Annotated in this window: 9 protein-coding genes; all 9 read left to right on the top strand. The window is 48.7% G+C overall.

Translation table 11 applies throughout. The annotated features are described in order from the left end of the window. Window positions 1-16 precede the first annotated feature (16 nt). The 9 genes from GGU45_RS13460 to GGU45_RS13420 all read left to right on the top strand — a co-directional run bounded on the left by GGU45_RS13460 (window position 17) and on the right by GGU45_RS13420 (window position 19,095). Complete coding sequence (locus GGU45_RS13460; RefSeq protein ID WP_435225506.1) at window positions 17-2,704, top strand: glycoside hydrolase family 78 protein; 2,688 nt, start codon at window positions 17-19, stop codon at window positions 2,702-2,704. After that, a complete protein-coding gene (locus GGU45_RS13455) occupies window positions 2,704-3,822 on the top strand; it encodes a glycoside hydrolase family protein (RefSeq protein ID WP_435225504.1) in 1,119 nt (372 codons plus the stop codon). Before GGU45_RS13460 ends, GGU45_RS13455 begins: the two co-directional genes overlap by 1 nt. Then, on the top strand, window positions 3,819-6,254 hold the full coding sequence (locus GGU45_RS13450) for a glycoside hydrolase family 2 TIM barrel-domain containing protein (RefSeq protein WP_435225502.1): 2,436 nt from the start codon (window positions 3,819-3,821) through the stop codon (window positions 6,252-6,254). The genes GGU45_RS13455 and GGU45_RS13450 overlap by 4 nt, the downstream gene beginning before the upstream one ends. 263 nt (window positions 6,255-6,517) lie before the next feature. Beyond that, window positions 6,518-7,165, top strand: coding sequence for a DUF3826 domain-containing protein (locus GGU45_RS13445; RefSeq protein ID WP_435225501.1), 648 nt, complete (start codon window positions 6,518-6,520; stop codon window positions 7,163-7,165). Between the two features lie 15 nt (window positions 7,166-7,180). Next, on the top strand, window positions 7,181-10,504 hold the full coding sequence (locus GGU45_RS13440; RefSeq protein ID WP_435225499.1) for a SusC/RagA family TonB-linked outer membrane protein: 3,324 nt from the start codon (window positions 7,181-7,183) through the stop codon (window positions 10,502-10,504). A gap of 40 nt (window positions 10,505-10,544) precedes the next feature. Next, window positions 10,545-12,524 carry a RagB/SusD family nutrient uptake outer membrane protein gene (locus tag GGU45_RS13435; RefSeq protein ID WP_435225497.1) on the top strand — a complete coding sequence of 660 codons (1,980 nt, stop codon included), beginning with the start codon at window positions 10,545-10,547 and terminating at the stop codon, window positions 12,522-12,524. Window positions 12,525-12,586: 62 nt separating this feature from the next. Continuing rightward, complete coding sequence (locus tag GGU45_RS13430; RefSeq protein ID WP_435225495.1) at window positions 12,587-14,218, top strand: pectate lyase family protein; 1,632 nt, start codon at window positions 12,587-12,589, stop codon at window positions 14,216-14,218. Window positions 14,219-14,222: 4 nt separating this feature from the next. Next, window positions 14,223-15,902: a pectate lyase family protein gene (locus tag GGU45_RS13425; protein ID WP_435225494.1), complete on the top strand. Its 1,680-nt coding sequence runs from the start codon at window positions 14,223-14,225 to the stop codon at window positions 15,900-15,902. Between the two features lie 79 nt (window positions 15,903-15,981). After that, on the top strand, window positions 15,982-19,095 hold the full coding sequence (locus GGU45_RS13420; protein ID WP_435225492.1) for a DUF6298 domain-containing protein: 3,114 nt from the start codon (window positions 15,982-15,984) through the stop codon (window positions 19,093-19,095). The last annotated feature ends 51 nt before the right edge of the window (window positions 19,096-19,146 follow it).

Here is a 19,146-nt window from a genome sequence, read left to right as displayed (position 1 = left end):
AAAAAACGGTTTGCGTATGAAACATTGGTTTGTTTTTGGTTTATTGCTGCTTACCGGCCTGTGGGGCCATGCCCAGCTAAAGGCGGTATACCTGCGTTGCGAATATCTGCAAAACCCCCTGGGGGTAGAGGATCCTCATCCGCGGCTGAGCTGGGAGCTGACGAGCAGCCAGAAAAATTCACGGCAGTCGGCCTACCGCATCCTGGTGGCGGATGACCCGGGATTGCTGAAAAAAGACATCGGTAACTTTTGGGATTCCCATAAAGTGCTGTCGGATGCTTCTATCCAGATCCGCTATTCCGGAAAACAGCTGGCATCCGGGAAAAAGTATTACTGGAAGGTGATGACCTGGGACGGTGGCGGACAAGCTGCTTCCTTTAGCGCACCGGCGCAATGGCAGATGGGATTACTGGATGTTTCGGCCTGGTCCGGCGCACAGTGGATCGCAAGGGAGGTGTTGCCCGAGACCGGTGTGATCCTGCCCTTTGCGCACGGTAGCGGTAAGAAGGAGTGGGGGAAGCGCGCCGATGTATTGCCCTTATTCCGCAAAGACTTTAAGATCATCAAACCTGTAAAACAGGCTACGGCCTTTATCAGCGGACTCGGCCATTTTGAACTGCATATAAACGGGAAAAAAACAGGTGATCATTTCCTGGATCCGGGGTGGACGCAGTATGCCAGGCATGCCCAGTATATCACTTTTGATATTACTACAGAGTTGCAGCAGGGTGCCAATGCAGTAGGCGTAATGCTGGGTAACGGGTTTTACTATATACCCGGTGAGCGTTACCGGAAACTCACCGGTGCGTATGGATTTCCAAAGATGATTGCCAAATTATGGATCCGCTACCAGGATGGTTCGGAAGAAACGGTCGTGTCTGATGATAGCTGGAAGACGGAGGAATCGCCCATTTATTTTTCCAGTATTTATGGCGGGGAAGATTATGACGCCAACCGTGAAAAAGCAGGCTGGGACCAGCCGCGTTATAACGATGCCGGCTGGGCGCCGGCAGTGGTAACCACAGGACCCCCGCAGTTACAGGCACAGCCAGCGGAGCCGGTTCGGGTTTTGCAAACATTCCTTCCGGTTGCTAAAAAAGAGCTGGCGGCAGGAACATGGGTCTATGACCTGGGGCAAAATTTTTCGGGCATTCCTGCCATAAAAGTTTTTGGTAATAAAGGGGATACCATCCGGCTGCGCCCTGCGGAGCTGATCAATGAAGATGGTTCTGCCCGGCAGGGAGCCACGGGGTCGCCGCATATTTATACTTATGTCCTCAAGGGAAACGGGGAAGAAGAATGGCAGCCCCGCTTTACCTACTATGGTTTCCGGTATGTGCAGGTAGAGGGTGCTGTGCCAGAAGGTAAAGGGTCCGGCCTGCCGGTTGTCAGGGAGCTGAAAGGATTGCATATCCGCAACAGTGCGCCGGAAATTGGAACTTTTAATACTTCCAACGAATTGTTTAATAAAACCAGCGATCTTATCCGCTGGGCCATCCGCAGCAATATGGTAAGTGTGTTTACCGATTGTCCGCACCGCGAAAAGCTGGGCTGGCTGGAGGAAACCCACCTGATGGGTAGTTCGGTACAATATAATTATGATATTGCGGCCCTTTGTAAGAAAGTAGTGAGGGATATGATCAATGCGCAAACCGAAGACGGGCTTATCCCTGATATCGCGCCCGAGTATGTTCAGTTTGATGGTGGTTTCCGCGATTCCCCGGAGTGGGGAAGCGCGGGGGTGATCTTTACCTGGTATGCCTTCCAATGGTATGGCGATACGGCCCTGTTAAAGGAAGCCTACCCGATGATGAAAAAATATGTATCTTATTTAAAAGCAAAATCAAAGAATCATATCCTTGAATTCGGATTGAGCGACTGGTATGATATTGGCCCCGGGCATCCCGGTGTTTCGCAGCTGACGCCGATGGGCGTTACCGCAACAGCCACCTATTATTATGACCTTACCATTCTTTCAAAAGTGGCGGCATTACTGGGCGTTAAAGCCGATCTGCCCCTGTTTGAAAACTGGGCCAAAGAAGTAAAGACGGCGTTTAACCAAAAATTCTTTAACACCCAAACCAAACAATATGCTACCGGCAGCCAGGCGGCCAATGCCATGGCCCTATATATGAACCTGGTAGAGCCGCAGTACCGCGATGCTGTGGTGCAAAACCTGGTAAAAGATATCCGGAGCCGCAACAATGCCCTCACCGGCGGCGATGTAGGTTACCGCTATGTGCTGCGGGCATTGGAGGAGGCCGGGTATAGTGATGTAATCTATGATATGAATAACCGAAGCGATGTGCCGGGCTATGGTTACCAGCTTGCACACGGCGCTACAGCGCTTACGGAGTCCTGGGCCGCTTTGACCTCCGTATCCAATAATCATTTTATGCTGGGACACCTGATGGAATGGTTTTACTCCGGGCTTTGCGGTATCCGGCAGGCAGAGGGATCGGTTGGGTTTAAGGATATTGAAATCAAACCACACCCGGTGGGAACGATCCGCAACGCAAAGGCAAGCTATCACTCGGTGCGCGGGCTTATAAAAGTGGACTGGCAAAAAGAAGGCGACCGGTTTACGGTAAATGTGGCAGTTCCGGCCAATACCACGGCCACCATTTATTTTCCGCCGGGCTATAATAAAAAGCCTGTAAAAACGGGGTCGGGCAGCTATAGCTTTACAGCAAAGAAACAATAATGAGAACGTTTTTTTTATTGATCGGATTGATGGTATGGAGCAGTACTGCGGAGGCGCAACAAAACGAAGTGCCGCAGGCGGTGATGCAAAAAGTATATGAAGCGGTAAAAACGCCATATAAATATGGATTGGTACTGGTACCTGGTAGTACATCAAAAAAACTGGATTGCCCAACCGTATTCCGCAAGAACGGAAAATGGTATATGTCCTATATTGAGTTTGATGGTAACGGCTATGAAACCTGGCTGGCGCAAAGCACGGATCTGCTCCATTGGAAAACCCTCGGCAAAATGATGTCGAAAAAGCAGGATTCCCTGCAGTGGGACGGTTACCAGAAAGCAGGATATGTAGCGTTGATCGATCCTGCCTGGGGCGGAACTTATGCCGCGGAAAAATACAACGGCAATTACTGGATGAGCTATATTGGCGGACATACGTCCGGTTATGAGGCCGGATTGCTTTCTATCGGGATGGCCCATACCCGGGGCGATATTACCCGCCCGCATGAATGGCAAACGCTTGGCCGGCCGGTATTAAAAGCCACCGACCCGGATGTGCGGTGGTGGGAGAATAAGAAGCTGTACAAGAGCTCGGTGATATGGGATAAAAAAAAGACACTGGGCTATCCTTTTGTGATGTATTACAATGCCAATGGTGATACCAGCAATAATACGCCCAAATGGCGTTGGTTTGAGCGTATTGGCATGGCGGTATCGCAGGATATGGTGCATTGGAAACGCTACCAGGCAGATCCGGTAGTGCATCACCGCGTGGGCATCACCGGGGATGGCGTTTTACAGAAGATGGGCAATCTTTGGGTCATGTTTTATTTTGGCGCGTTTTGGGAGCAGCGGAAGAATGAAACCTTTAACCGTTTTGCCTGTTCCTACGACCTGGTGCATTGGACAGACTGGGAGGGGGAGGATCTGATTCATTCTTCAGAGCCCTTTGATGAAAAGTATGCGCACAAACCCTGTGTGGTTAAATATAAAGGCATCGTATACCATTTTTACTGTGCGGTCAATAACAAGGATCAGCGGGGTATTGCAGTGGCTACGTCGGTTGATAAAGGAAAAAGCGCCGTTGGTTTTACGGGGCAGGTTTATAGAGCAAAATGAAATATCTATTACAACTAAGTATTTATTTGTTGCTGACGGCGGCCGTGGCGGCACAGGAAGGCCCCCGCCGGGTGATCGACTTTAACAAAGGGTGGCGGTTCCGTTTAGGGGATGCTGCTTCGTGGAAAGACAAAACCTTCGATGACAAAGCATGGCGGCTGCCGGCATTTAATGATGCCACATGGCGGCTGCTGGATCTTCCACACGACTGGAGTATCGAAGGCCGGTTTGATCCTGCCCATCCCGCAGGTAATGCGGGCGGCGCACTGCCCGGTGGCACGGGCTGGTACCGCAAAACGTTCACGCTGGAAAACATAACTGCTGAAAACAGGGTCCGTATCGAGTTTGATGGCATTTACCGCAACGCCGAAGTTTGGATCAACGGACACTACCTGGGTAAGTGGCCCTATGGTTATACCTCCTTTGCGTATGAGCTGACGCCTTATCTAAAAGCCGCAAAGCAAAAGAATGTGATTGCTGTAAAAGTAGATAACAGCCGGCAGCCCAACTCAAGATGGTATACCGGGTCGGGCATTTACAGGAATACCCGCCTGGTGATCACACAAGAGATTGCCTTTGAAAACTGGGGCAATTTTGTGTACACAACAAGGGATAACAACGGCCAAACCTGGTTTCATGCTACTTCAAATGTTCTGAATACAACGGCTGCCAGGTTTGGATTAAGTGTAAGCTGCACGCTTTTTGATCCCGCTGGCACGCCCGTGGCGGAAGTCAGCGGCAAGCCGGAAGCAACAGCCGGGGCGTTCCGGTTTAAAGCAGTATTAAAAAATCCGGCATTATGGTCGGTGACCACACCGCAGCTTTACCGGGCGGTATTTAAAATTTTTGATGGTGCGCGGCAGACCGACCAATGGGCCACAAGTTTTGGCGTGCGTTATTTTTCCTTTGATGCGGAAAAGGGCTTTTCATTGAACGGATTCCCTTTAAAAATAAAGGGAGTTTGCATGCATCACGACCTGGGAGCACTCGGTGCGGCCTTTAACCGTTCGGCAGCAAAACGGCAGCTGCGTATCATGCAGGAGATGGGTGTAAACGCCATCCGTACTGCGCACAATCCGCCCGATCCGCAGTTGCTCGATCTCTGTGATGAAATGGGCTTCCTGGTGATGGATGAATCATTTGATATGTGGGCAAAGAAGAAAAACAAATACGATTACTACAGCGATTTTCCGGAATGGCATCGGCGCGATCTGGAGTCTATGGTAAAACGCGATCGCAATCACCCAAGTGTGTTTATGTGGAGTATTGGCAATGAGATAAGAGAACAGTTCGATTCAACCGGTATTACCCTGGCAAAAGAGCTGGTGGATATTGTAAAAGCACTGGATACCACCCGCCCCGTAACCTGTGCGCTGAGTGAAAACCGGCCCGATAAAAACTTTATTTACCAATCGAAAGCGCTGGATGTAGTAGGCCTCAATTATCATATTGAAGCTTATGAAGATTTTCCCAAAAATTATCCCGGCGAAAAATTCATTGCCACAGAAAATGTTTCGGGGCTGGCCACCCGCGGGCACTATGATGGGCCGGCGGATTCGCTGCGCCTGTGGCCCTCCGGTTCAAAATTTAAATTTGTCGAAAACGGTAATCCCGACTACACGGTTTCGGCCTATGATAATGTGGCGGCTTACTGGGGATCTACGCATGAACAAACCTGGCGTATTATCAAAAAACACGATTATTTATCCGGTTTGTTTGTATGGTCGGGGTTCGATTTCCTGGGCGAGCCCGTTCCTTATCCTTATCCTGCAAGGAGTTCCTATTATGGCATCGTTGACCTGGCCGGCTTTCCAAAGGATGTGTACTATATGTATCAAAGCGAATGGACCAGTAAGCCCGTGCTGCATATAGCGCCCCACTGGAACTGGAAGCGGGGACAGCAGGTAGATGTAAAAGTGTATTACAGCCAGGCCGATGAAGTGGAGCTGTTCCTGAACGGCCGTTCCCTGGGCCGGCGGCAAAAAAAGGACACGGCATTTCATGTGTTGTGGCGGGTGTCCTTTGAGCCCGGAACATTAAAAGCGGTTTCACGAAAGGATGGAAAAACGGTTCTTGAACGTACGGTGCGCACTGCGGGTGCCCCGGCTCAGATAGCACTGACAATTGAAAATCCTGTATTGCGGCAGGATAAAGACGACCGCGCATTTGTTACCATTCGTATTCTTGACCGGGAGGGCAACCTGGTTCCGGATGCCCGGCATAGAGTGCGCGTGACAAGTTCCCCTGCCGCCCTGGTGGTAGCTATGGATAATGGTTACCAGGCCGACCTGGAGCCTTTCCAAACCAGTCGGCGCAGCGTATACAATGGAATGGGGCTGGCTATTATAAAAGGTGTTAAAAAGGGGGGTGCCATTGTTACGGTGACCTCGCCGGGGTTAAAGCCGGCATCGGTCAGCATATTGGTAAAATAGACATTGTATTTTAATACATTGTCGTAAAAGATGCCGGTTTTTGGTGTTTGACTCTTTTGTTCTGTTATGCAAACCGTTGCGTAGAATAGGAATATTTTCCATTTTATTAGTGAAACCGTACATTGTACAGGGCTTTCAGACGATTTACTTTTAATGTCAGATTCACATTTAATGATTTCCGCCAAATAACGATTGTAATGAAGTGTTGTTTTTACAGAAAAAAAACGAGGAGTGTTTTCGGCAAAAGTTTATTAATTGTTGTTTTGACAATTTTTAATCTTCCGGGGCTGTCTGCACAAAGCGGAGACAGTCATTTGGATTATCGCCAGGTAATTGGTCAGCGGGCCTATAAAATTGTAGCGCCGCTGCAATTGAAGGATTCTTCGGCCTTCTACAGGGTGCAGCAGATGGTGGTGCAACAGTATATAGATTTACGTGATCTGGATGCCCACAGGGAAAGCGGGGTGGCGGATATTAAAGCAGCCCTTACTGATAAAGAACAAATACAGAAAAAGATAGCTGAAGCCGATGCAAAAACCGAGGCGGATCGTGCGGCCCTTCATAAACGCTATATTCAAAAGCTATCGCATATACTTGGTAAGGATCAGGTGGATATTATAAAGAACGGGATGACGTATAATGTGCTTCCCATCACCTATAAAGGATACCTGGAAATGATTCCGCGGTTAACCACCGAAGAGCGGAAGTTTATCCTGGATGCGCTTACCGAAGCGCGGGAACATGCCATGGACGCGGGGTCTTCAGAAAAAAAACATGCCTGGTTTGGAAAGTATAAGGGGCGGATCAACAATTATCTTTCTGCGCGCGGCTATGATATGAATAAGGAAAGCAAGGCCTGGCAGGAGCGTATGAAAACCAATCAAAATAAAAAACAGCAACCCAAACAATAATAAAAAACAAGCCATATGCTTTATCAGTCAGTTTTAAGGATTATTTGCGTGTTCCTGGCAATATGTTGGGGGTTGGGCGCAAATGCACAAACCAAAACAATTGAGGGTACCGTTACTGAAGCTCCCTCGGGTACGCCGGTTCCGGATGTTACCATTAAGGTAAAAGGCGGAAGCCAGACCGCCGTTACAAATATGAAAGGCGAATTTACCATGAATATTCCCGCTGAAGGCGCCGTACTCCAATATTCACATGTGGGATATGAGTATGGAGAGCAAACGGTAAAAGCGGGGGAAAAAGTAGCCATCGTGATTAAGAAGACCGAAAACGAAATGGATGAAGTCGTAGTGATCGGCTACGGTTCGCAGAAACGGGAAAATCTTACCGGTTCCGTAGCTACTGTTGATATGGGAAAAATTGCAGATTTTCCGGTTAGCAGTATTGCCGAAGCGCTAAAAGGGCAAATACCCGGGCTGAATGTAACAGGTGGTAGCCAGCGGCCCGGTGACAATGCAACGTTCAGTATACGGCAGCCGTTTGGATACAGTAAAGACGGCAGCAGTGCTTTGCCTCTGATCATCATTGACGATGTAATACAACTGGACCCCAATACCGGTCTGCCCACCATGGATCAGTTTAACGTACTGGATCCCACAGAAGTGGAAAGTATTACTGTACTTCGTGATGCGGCAGCTGCTATTTACGGTTCAAGAGCCAGTCAGGGCGCAATTATCGTAAAAACGAAAAAAGGAAGGATCGGCGCTCCAAAAATATCTTATTCAGGGAAGTTTGAGTTTAATGATGCGGTGAGTTTTGGAAAAACGATGAGCGCCTATGAGCATGGTATTTTTTCCAACCGGTTTTTTAAGGCCGGGAGCAATGAAGATGCTCTTTTTGATCAAAATGAACTGGAGGCTATGAAATCGTTGAATTACGACTGGCTAAAAGAAGCCTGGAAGCCTGGAGGGGCCATGCAGCATTCTGTTAATGTGAGCGGCGGATCTGAAAGAGCCACTTATTTTGCCGGAGCCGGCTATTATACACAAAAACCCAACCTTGGAAGCCAGGATTATAATAAATGGTCTTTCAGAACAGGGGTAGATGTGAAAGTAGTGAACAATTTAAAACTTTCGGCAACGGTTGCGGCGAATAAATCGAAAGTAGAAAAATCATTTACTAAAATCAGTGTCAATGATGGCGCTTATACCTCGGGTTCAGAGCAGACCGATTATGCCATTTTAGCCCATATGCCCAAGTATATACCCTGGCAATATACCGTTGACGGGGTACCTGAATATATATCCCCGGCTTTGGGACCGCACAGGTCTCAGGGCAGTCCGTCCGGACAAAATAATATTAAGGGGTGGAACTATTTCGGATTATTAAACAACGGGTCATTTACTTCTGACGATGATCAGGCATTTAATACCAATTTCTCTTTGCAATATGATGTACCCTTTATTAAAGGGCTGGCGTTTAAAGTGTCTTATGGCTTAAATTATTCTACATCAAATAATGAACAGGCCATGCTGGGTTTAAGACTGGCTGCCTCACAGAATAACCATTTGATGGGATATCATTTGTACACCGACTCTACTGAATGGAAAATTGCCAATAATGATAGTCGTTCTACCGTACGATACTCCGATGAAATTGGTAAAGTAGAGCAATCCAACTTTTTTGTCAATTATGATAACAGGTTTGGTAAACATAATATATCGGCCATGGCTTCTGTAGAAAAAGGACAGCAGAATTACCAAAAGAAATTTATTATTTATGATAAGCCCATTATGGATGCGTACAATGGTTCTTCTCCTTCGGCGGGAACTTTGAACCCGTCCAATACCTATGTATACAAAACAGAAGGCGGGAGCCTGGCCTACCTGGGCCGGTTGAGTTATGATTATGATAATAAATATCTTTTCCAGTTTGTATTCCGTTCGGATGCATCTACTAAATTTTCTCCCGATCATTACTGGGGCTTTTTTCCGGGGGTTTCTGCGGGCTGGGTGATTTCGAAAGAAAACTGGTTCAGGAAAAATGTAAACTGGGTGAGCTTCTTAAAGATCCGGGCCTCCGTTGGAAAAACCGGTATCGATAATGTGAAACCCTGGCGCTGGATGCAGACCTATGGCTATGCTGCTGACAAGGGGCTTGGCTTTGGATCCAACAACGGCGGGCTTTTGGTGGCGGGTCTGACTCCCGATGCCACACCAAACCCCAACATGACCTGGGACGAAACCGTCAAAAAGAACATAGGTGTCGATATCTCTTTCCTGAATAACCGCCTGTCAGTTACTTACGACCGGTACTGGGACGACCACTACGATATGTTAATGACGCTGGCCAACCAGGTGGGTGTACCCATTTCTGTGGGTGGCGGTTTTGCCGAGCAAAACTTCGGCGCACAGAAAGCATGGGGCTCTGAGTTTAGCGCAACATGGAAAGACAGGGCCGGTGATTTTGGATATAGCATCGGCGTGAATTTTGGAACCAGCGATAACAAGATCACCAAATGGTTGCCGGCAGCATTTAACTACCCATCAGAGTATGGAAATCGTGAAGGGTATTCTTCTCTTCGCCCGCAGTATGGCTTTATGACCTGGAAAGGAAATGCGGGAGGCGATGGGCTTTTACGTACAGATGCGGATATTGACGCCTATTGGCAATACCTGACCGATCGTGCTACGGCAGCAGGTACTACGCCTTCTTATTTTGATTTTGATACAAAAGATGGTGTTAAAAAAGGGATGCTCGCTTACCAGGATCTCGGAGGCCAATTGGATGCTGATGGCAAAACAATTGCAGGGCCTGATGGTCAGATCAGGGATGATGGCCAGGATTTTACCCAGTTGGGAAAAAGAAGGAACTTTGGATTGAGTACGAATATTGGACTATCGTGGAAGTCTTTCAGTTTAAATACCCAGATAGCCACTTCATGGGGCGGGTTTAACCGTATCGATTATATTAAACAGGGAACGGGTTCTACACAACTGTTCTGGTCGCATGAATCCTATTTGAAAGATATGTACAGCGCAGAAGATAATGTAAACGGACGCTGGCCGAGCCTGGCATATACCGATGAGAATCAATATGTATCTGATTTTTGGCAGATCTCTGCTTTCCGGAGCTTTGTACGCAGCATGGTGGTTGGCTATTCTGTTCCAAAAAATATCGCGGCAAAAGTAAAGATGGATGCGCTGAGGGTCAGCCTGGCCGGATTTAATCTTTGGGATTTTTATAACCCATATCCGGATAAGTATCGGAATATGTATGATGATCCTCAGGTTGCCTATCCAACATTACGTACCTGGTCAGTAGGCATCAATGCTACTTTTTAATTAAGCTATTACCAAAATCTGACCATTTAAAAATAAACAGATGAAAAAGATAAAAATATGCTGTTTCCTTATTATCGCAACTTTCTTGGCTACAGGTTGCAAAAAGGACTTTTTAGAAGACATGAAGAGCTTCGATAAATATGACGAAAGTATATTTGCCAACGAAGTATTAACGGGTTGGTATATTGATCGCCTTTATTATGATTGTTTTTCAGCCTACCGGTCTCCGGTTGTTTCGTTAATGGGTACGTATAATGATACCCGGTCAAGATCTACCGAAGAGATCGGCGGTACCGTAACCGATATGATCAATTCGCAAAAAACACTGGAGAATGCCAACCAGGCCGATAGCTATTATGGCAGGGCATTGGGTGCAAACGCAAACAATGACCCCTTCAACCGCATCCGGACGGCAAACTTTTTATTGCAAAAGATCGATGAAAAAGGGCAGGCCTTATCCGAAGAGTTTAAGAAGAAAGCAAGAGGGCAGATGTATTTTCTGCGGGCGCTTCAGTATTTTGAGCTCATGCGCGTTTATGGCGGTGTGCCTATCGTACTTACCGCAGAAAATGCCGGTGCAGATGATCCCACTATTCAGCATCCGCGTGCAAGCCCGGCCGAAGTGGTGGCGCAAATCGTAGCAGATTTTGATCTGGCAGCCCAACTGTTGCCGGCAACCTGGGGGTCGGCCGATTACGGCAGGTTTACCAGTGGGGCGGCCCTGGCCATGAAGAGCAGGGTATTGTTAACTTACGCAAGCCCGTTGTTTAATGCAAACTGGGACAATCCGGGGAACGACCGCTGGCAAAAGGCTTTAGATGCAGGCCTTGCGGCCGAAACGGCATTGACCTCAGCAGGATATGGTTTGTATGGAAACAGCGCTAAAGACTGGGCGGAAATGTGGTATAAAAATGATAACTCCTTCAATAAAGAGGCCATCATGGTTCAACTGCTGTCAAAAGAAACAGCTTCTTCAGGAATCATCAGCAACGGATGGGAGCGGAGCATCCGGGTATCAAAACAAAGCGGTGGAGGCGGTATTTCTGCACCCAAGGAGATGGTGGATCTGTTTCCCCTGGCAGACGGTGAGCGCCCCACCCTGGCGAACGGGTACGACTCCGCGCATTTCTTTATGAACAGGGATCCGCGCTTTTACCGCACATTTGCTTTTTCGGGCATGAAATGGCCGGTTAAGGAAGCGGAGGTGCCGGCTGTTATTTGGCTATACCGGTGGATCTATACCGGCAATAAAAAGGCCTATAGCGATGGCAATCAGGTAAGCAGCCCGGTAGTAGTTCGTAAAATGACCAATCCTTCAGGTTCCAGCACCGTGAATGGCCTTGCTTATTCAGGAACCGATATTATGGAATACCGGTATGCCGAATTGTTGCTGAATATTGCCGAGTGCTATGCCGCAAAAGGCGATGTTTCCAATGCCTTGGTATATCTTGGAAAGATCAGGAAACGTGTTGGCATACCGGAAGCTAATAATTATGGAATTGGTACATTGGCATCCAAATATGCTGCAATAGAAGCCTGCCTGTATGAGCGCCGGGTGGAACTGGCCTATGAAGGCAAACGTTTCTGGGATGCGCAACGGTGGATGTTGTACAATGATGATGCTGCTACAGGAAATAATACCTGCGAAAAACTGGGCGTTGCACCCATTAACGGAACGGCGCGTACCGGAAGATTGTGGCAGTATAAAACGGCCTTGTCGGGCAGCGCAGACCCGCTGACGGCAGCAAGAGGTACAATTTCAATTGACCCGGACGCCGCGGATTTTGCGGTGCAGCTGGATCGGTTGAAAACTTTTTTTGACGACAATATTACAATCGTGAATACCGATCAGCCGGTAGATAAAGACGGATCAGGAAATCCCTTATTTATTTCATTCAGACAGAATTACTATATCTCCGGTTTGAATTCAACGGCTTTGTCGCTGAACCCATGGCTTCAGCAAACCATTGGCTGGAATGACTACTCGGGTGCGCCCGGTACATTCAACTACCGGCAATAAGAACAGGAAATTTTGTAAACCGATACTGCTTTATTTTATAATAAAAAAGGAACAATTTAAAGATGATTTTTAAAAGAATACCATTCGTGATTTTTTGTATTGGTTTGTTTTTTTCGGCTGCCGCACAGTACCCTAAGATCTCCAAAGAGGACCAGGAGCGCTCAAAGGCGTTGCTGGATGCCGCTGAGCGGCACTCCGATTCTATGTGGGCCATCGCCTACCCGATTATAGATAAGGAAGCAAAGGAAGGAAGGCCGTATATACCCTGGGCATCCCGGTATGATGAATTGCCACATGCGGATATCCCCGCCTTTCCCGGTGCTGAAGGTGGTGGTAAGTTTGTAAGAGGCGGCCGTGGGGGAAGGGTAATCGTTGTTACCAACTTAAATGATGATGGCCCGGGCAGTTTTCGCCGGGCCTGTGAGCAGGGCGGCGCCCGCGTTGTGGTTTTTAATGTAGCAGGCATTATTCGTCTTAAGTCCCCGGTTATTGTAAGAGCGCCTTATATTACCATTGCCGGTCAAACCGCTCCGGGCGATGGTGTTTGTATTGCCGGTGAAACGGTTTGGATCAATACGCACGATGTGATCATCCGTTATATGCGTTTTCGCCGCGGCGAAACATGGGTGGGCAGGAGGGATGACGCCATTGGCGGTAACCCCGTTGGCAATATTATGATCGATCATGTGTCGGCCACCTGGGGCCTGGATGAAAATATGAGTATGTACCGCCACATGTATAACGACAGTACGGGTAAAATCGAAGATAAATTTGGTACTGTAAACATCACGATCCAGAACTCCATTTTCGGAGAATCGCTGGATACCTGGAACCATGCTTTTGGAAGCACCCTGGGAGGGGAAAACTGCAGTTTTATGCGTAACCTCTGGGCCAATAATACCGGTCGCAACCCTTCAGTGGGCTGGAACGGGGTTTTCAATTTTGTGAACAATGTGGTGTTTAACTGGGTGCATCGCTCCATTGATGGCGGCGATTATCGCGCACAGTTCAATATCATCAACAACTATTTTAAACCGGGTCCTGCCACATCAAAAGATAATAATGTAGGACACCGGATATTAAAACCGGAGAGTGGTCGCAGCAAATTAAAGTACAAAGTTTATGGCCGTGCGTATGTAAATGGTAATGTAATGGAGGGCTATCCGCAGGTTACCAAAGACAACTGGAATGGGGGGGTGCAGGTAGAAGAAGAAAAGGATGCAGGCGCATATACGGACTATATCCGCCAGTCAAAACCCCTGATCATGCCGGCATTAACGATCCTTGATGCACAAACGGCCAAAAACTATGTACTGGCAAACGCCGGCGCCACGCTTCCCAGACGCGATGCCGTGGATACCCGTATTGTAAAACAGGTGGAGACGGGTAAGATAAATAATGTGCCCGGCTGCCCGCTGCCCGCCACCCAGTTTGAGCACAGAAGACTTCCGATCGATTCCTACAAGATCGGCATCATTACCGACCCCTGCCAGGCCGGTGGATATCCGGAGTACAAAGGAGCACCTTATAAGGACTCGGACGATGATGGCATGCCGGATGATTATGAGAGAAAAGCGGGATTGAATCCCAATGATGCGTCCGATGCACAAAAGATCACAAAAAACGGCTACAGCAATATTGAAAACTATCTGGATAGCGTGGTGAATATCAAAAACGTAGTGCCCTCAAAATAATAACATGAAAAAAAGCAGGATCTGTTTTCTGGGTTTTATAACTCTGTTGGGGCTGCAGCAACGGGCGGCAGCGCAATACCCGGTTATTCCTAAATCCATGGAAGATTCGGCAGACGCGGTAATGGCGGGGTACCGCAAATTGTCAGATGCCGCGTGGGAGAAGGCATTGCCGGCTGTGGAAGCAGATGCGGCGCATGGTAAACCCTTTGTGCCCTGGGCTTCAAAAACTACCGACCTGGTAAGGGCTGCCATTCCCGCTTTTCCGGGTGCTGAAGGTGGCGGCGCTTATACTCCCGGAGGCCGGGGAGGAAAAGTATGGGTGGTAACAAACCTGAACGATAGCGGCCCTGGTAGTTTCAGGTGGGCCTGCGAGCAGGGCGGCGCGCGGATCATTGTGTTTAATACGGCGGGGATCATCCGGCTGAAAAGCCCGGTAAGTATTCGTGCACCCTATATCACCATTATGGGGCAAAGTGCGCCGGGTGATGGTGTTTGCATTGCCGGCGAATCGGTGCTCATCGATACGCATGATGTGATCATCCGCTTTATGCGTTTCAGACGCGGCGCCACGGAGGTTACCCGCCGCGATGATGGCCTGGGTGGCAATCCCGTAGGTAATATTATGATTGACCATGTTTCTGCAAGCTGGGGGCTGGATGAAAATATGAGCATCTATCGCCATGTGTACGACCGTAAGGCAGATGGCAAAGGCGAAAAGCTCCCCACTGTAAATGTAACCATCCAGAATTCTATTTTTTCTGAAGCGCTGGATACGTATAACCATGCTTTTGGCAGTACCATTGGCGGGCGCAACAGTACCTTTATGCGCAACCTCTGGGCAAACAATATTGCCCGCAATCCATCGGTAGGTATGGATGGCGATTTTGGCTTTGTGAACAATGTGATCTTTAACTGGTGGAACCGGAGCGCCGATGGCGGCGACAATAAATCGTTGTACAATTTTATCAACAATTATTATAAACCCGGACCCATTACTCCCAAAGACCGGCCGATCAGTTACCGCATCTTAAAGCCGGAATCGGGCCGGGCATTTAAAGATAGCCTGGTATTCGGAAAAGCCTATGTAAACGGAAATATTGTGGAGGGAAATGCGCGGGTGACAAAAGACAACTGGGACGGCGGTGTACAGCTGGAAGATGTAAAAGATGCGGCAACATACCTGCAGCAGATCAAAGTAAATCAGCCATTTCCCATAGCCGCATTCCCTGTATTGTCTGCGGCTGATGCCTATGGATACGTACTGCAAAATGCCGGGGCGCTGCTGCCGGTAAGGGATGCGGTCGATCAACGGATTGTGGAAGATGTACGCACGGGAAAGATCACTTACAGCCCGGATGCGCATCCGGCACCCGTATCCAAATACCTGAAACGCCGGCTTCCGGCAGATTCATACAAGAATGGCATTATTTCCGATGTCGGCCAGGTGGGTGGTTACCCGGAATACAAAGGCAGGCCCTATGAAGATTCAGATCATGATGGCATACCGGATGCCGTCGAAAAACGGATGGGCCTGAACCCGGGGGATTCACATGATGCCGCAGCTATTGCAAAAAACGGTTATAGTAATATTGAAAATTATCTGAACGGTTTGGTGGCATTAAAAACGGTAACCCCGGAAAACGGTAAACCCTTGTCATGGTTTGTGTCCCCTGCAAACCAATAGATAAATGGTAGTTTTGCAATGTCAGCGTTGTGATTTGTACGCGCACAAATCAATAGCAGGCATTGATAAATTAACAGCAATGAAATTTCTCCTATCTGTTTTAATAAGCTTTTTGTTTACTGTAGCAAACGGGCAAAAACCAAAGCCGGTAAAACCGGTATTGCCGGTGTTAGTCGAAAAGGGCAAACTGGTCTATAACGCAGATTCTATAACAGGGGATCGTATTCCGGATTATTCCTATTGTGGTTATAATGCATCCGAAACGGCTATACCATTGGTTCCTGTTAAAATCGTGGTTCCTGTTATAAAAGGTGATGCAACAGCGCTTATTCAGGAGGCGATCGATGAGGTAGCTGCACTGCCTGCAGATAAGAACGGATTCAGGGGAGCCGTGTTGCTGCAAAAAGGAATATACGCTATAGAAGGGCAGCTGCTGATCTGCCAGCCGGGTGTCGTATTGCGCGGTGCCGGCGCTGCTGATGAAACGGTCTTGCGGGGAACTGGCTTCAGTCGCGATGCACTGATACGGGTAATGGGAAAGAATGACAAAAAGTTTGGAGCAACGATACCGGTAACGCAGGATTATGTACCGGTAAACGCTGCTGTGTTAACGGTTGACAATGGCACCCGTTTTAAGACCGGCGATCGGGTGGAAGTCCGGCGCCCATCCACCGCAGAATGGATTGATGTACTGGGTACCCGCAGTTTTGGCGGAGGCTTGTCGGCGTTGGGCTGGAAGCCCGGTGATGCCGACCTGGTTTTTGAACGGCAGGTTACTGCGGTTGATGGAAATATCCTTCACCTGGATGTGCCGCTTACCAACTCGCTGGATAAAAAATACGGAACTGCTACGGTAACGGGCTTTTCCTGGCCGGGCCGGATCGACCACGTTGGCATTGAAAACCTGTCCCTTGTTTCGGCCTTTGATAGCAGCAGCCCCAAAGACGAAGATCATCGGTGGATGGCCATCACCATGGAAAATGTGGAAGATGCCTGGGTACGCCAGGTTTCTTTTAAACATTTTGCGGGCTCTGCTGTATACCTGCTGGAATCGGCAAGGCGTATTACAGTGGAAGACTGTATTTCTACAGAGCCGGTTTCAGAAATCGGCGGCCAGCGGCGCTACACATTTTTTACGCGGGGACAGCAAACGTTGTTTCAGCGCTGCTATGCGGCCAATGGCTATCATGATTTTTCGGCAGGACATACGGCTGCAGGGCCCAATGCTTTTGTGCAATGCGTTTCGGACCGGCCCTATAATTTTTCGGGGGCCATCGACAAATGGGCTTCCGGTGTTTTATTTGATATTGTGTCCGTAGACGGAAATGCCATCCGCTTTGGCAACCGGGGGCAGGACGGCCAGGGTGCGGGATGGGCTTCAGCCAATAGCTTGTTGTGGAACTGCTCGGCAGCACGCATCGATTGTTACCGGCCGCCTACGGCGCAGAACTGGGCACTGGGTTCCTGGAGCCAGTTTGCGGGTGATGGCTATTGGGGCGAATCCAATAACCACCTTACACCGGAAAGCTTCTATTATGCACAATTGCAGCAGCGCCTGGGCAAACCCAGCCCGCAACAATCCTTTATTTTGGAAACGGCTACGGAGGCTTCCAGCAGCCCCTCTGTTGAAGTAGCACAGGAGCTTACCAAAGAAGCCATACGACCCAAAATGCAACTGGCCGACTGGATAAGGGAGGCATCAAAGCACAATCCGATCGCCATTGATTCGAAAGGCGCAAAAATAATTAACAAAGCCCCAAAAGGACAATGGACCGTATATCCGCCGTTTACAGGCATAACCAACGGCTGGCTGGTAGGTATGTATGGGAATGTGCTTACGGGAGCTGTGCAGGAAGTGCCCTGGTGGACGGGCGGTGTGGAAGGTAAAGACCTGGAACAGGCCACAAAAAAAATGGCGATCACCCGTTTTGTGCCGGGACGTGCAGGCCAGGGGCTTACCGATGACCTTCATGCGGTAGTGGATTCGATGAAGACCCATAATGTCGTGGCGCTGAACCAGCATTACGGCCTTTGGTACGAACGGCGCAGGGACGATCATGAGCGCATCCGGAGGATGGATGGTGAAGTGTGGCCTCCATTTTATGAACTGCCTTTTAAAAGAAGCGGGATCGATACAGCCTGGGATGGCCTGAGTAAATATGATCTTACAAAATATAATGCATGGTACTGGCGCCGCATGCAGCAATTTGCCGGTCTGGCCGCGGCAAATGACCGGATATTATTGCATCAGAATTATTTTCAGCATAATATTATTGAAGCTGGTGCGCACTATGCGGATTTTCCCTGGCGGACAGCCAATAATATCAATAATACGGGCTTTAATGAGCCGGTGAACTTCGCGGGGGACAAACGCATTTTTTATGCAGAACAGTTTTATGATATTGCCAACCCGGTACGGCGTAAGTTGCACCAGCAATATATTTGGAAATGCCTGGAGAATTTTAAAGACTATGGTAATGTAATCCAGTTTACCGGGGAAGAATTTACCGGCCCCCTGCATTTTGTGCAGTTCTGGCTGAAAACGATTAACGATTGGGAAAAGCAACATACAAAAGAATGGATTGGGCTGAGCACAACCAAAGATGTACAGGACGCTGTTTTGAAGGACGACCGGTATACATCCATCGTCGATGTGATCGATATCAAATATTGGCATTACCAGGCCAATGGATCCGTATATGCGCCGGAGGGTGGAAAAAACCTGGCGCCGCGGCAGTGGGCACGTCTGTTAAAACCCCGGGCCAGTTCCTTTGAGCAGGTGTATCGTGCGGTAAAGGAATACCGGCAACGGTACCCGGGCAAGGCGGTGCTCTATTCGGCGGATGGTGCCGATAAGTTTGGATGGGCCGTGTTGATGGCTGGTGGCTCGCTGCCCCTGCTGCCCGTAACGGTGGATAAAGAATTGCTGAAGGCTGCGGCAGGAATGCACCCCGCAGCAACCGCTGAGTTGACCTTGGAAGGATCAGATGGAATGATCATTTATGCAGCAAAGGGCAATATGGTTCCGGTAAACCTGCAGGCCTTTACGGGGAAAATAACGCTCCGTTATATCAGTGCAAAAACCGGGCAGGTTATAAAAACAGAATTCGTTACCACGGCCGGTGCTACCGGAACGGTAACGCTTCCGGAAGGAGCATCGCTGCTGTGGATCAGCCATGGAAGATCTTTCTGAACTACTGGAAATATTTACGAGTTAAACAGGTTTCTCCGCTATCGGGTTTAC

This window comes from Niabella hirudinis (assembly GCF_051201075.1).
Classification (GTDB): Bacteria; Bacteroidota; Bacteroidia; order Chitinophagales; family Chitinophagaceae; genus Niabella; species Niabella hirudinis.
The sequence above is the reverse complement of the archived record's forward strand: the minus strand, read 5'-3'. Positions and strand labels throughout refer to the sequence as shown.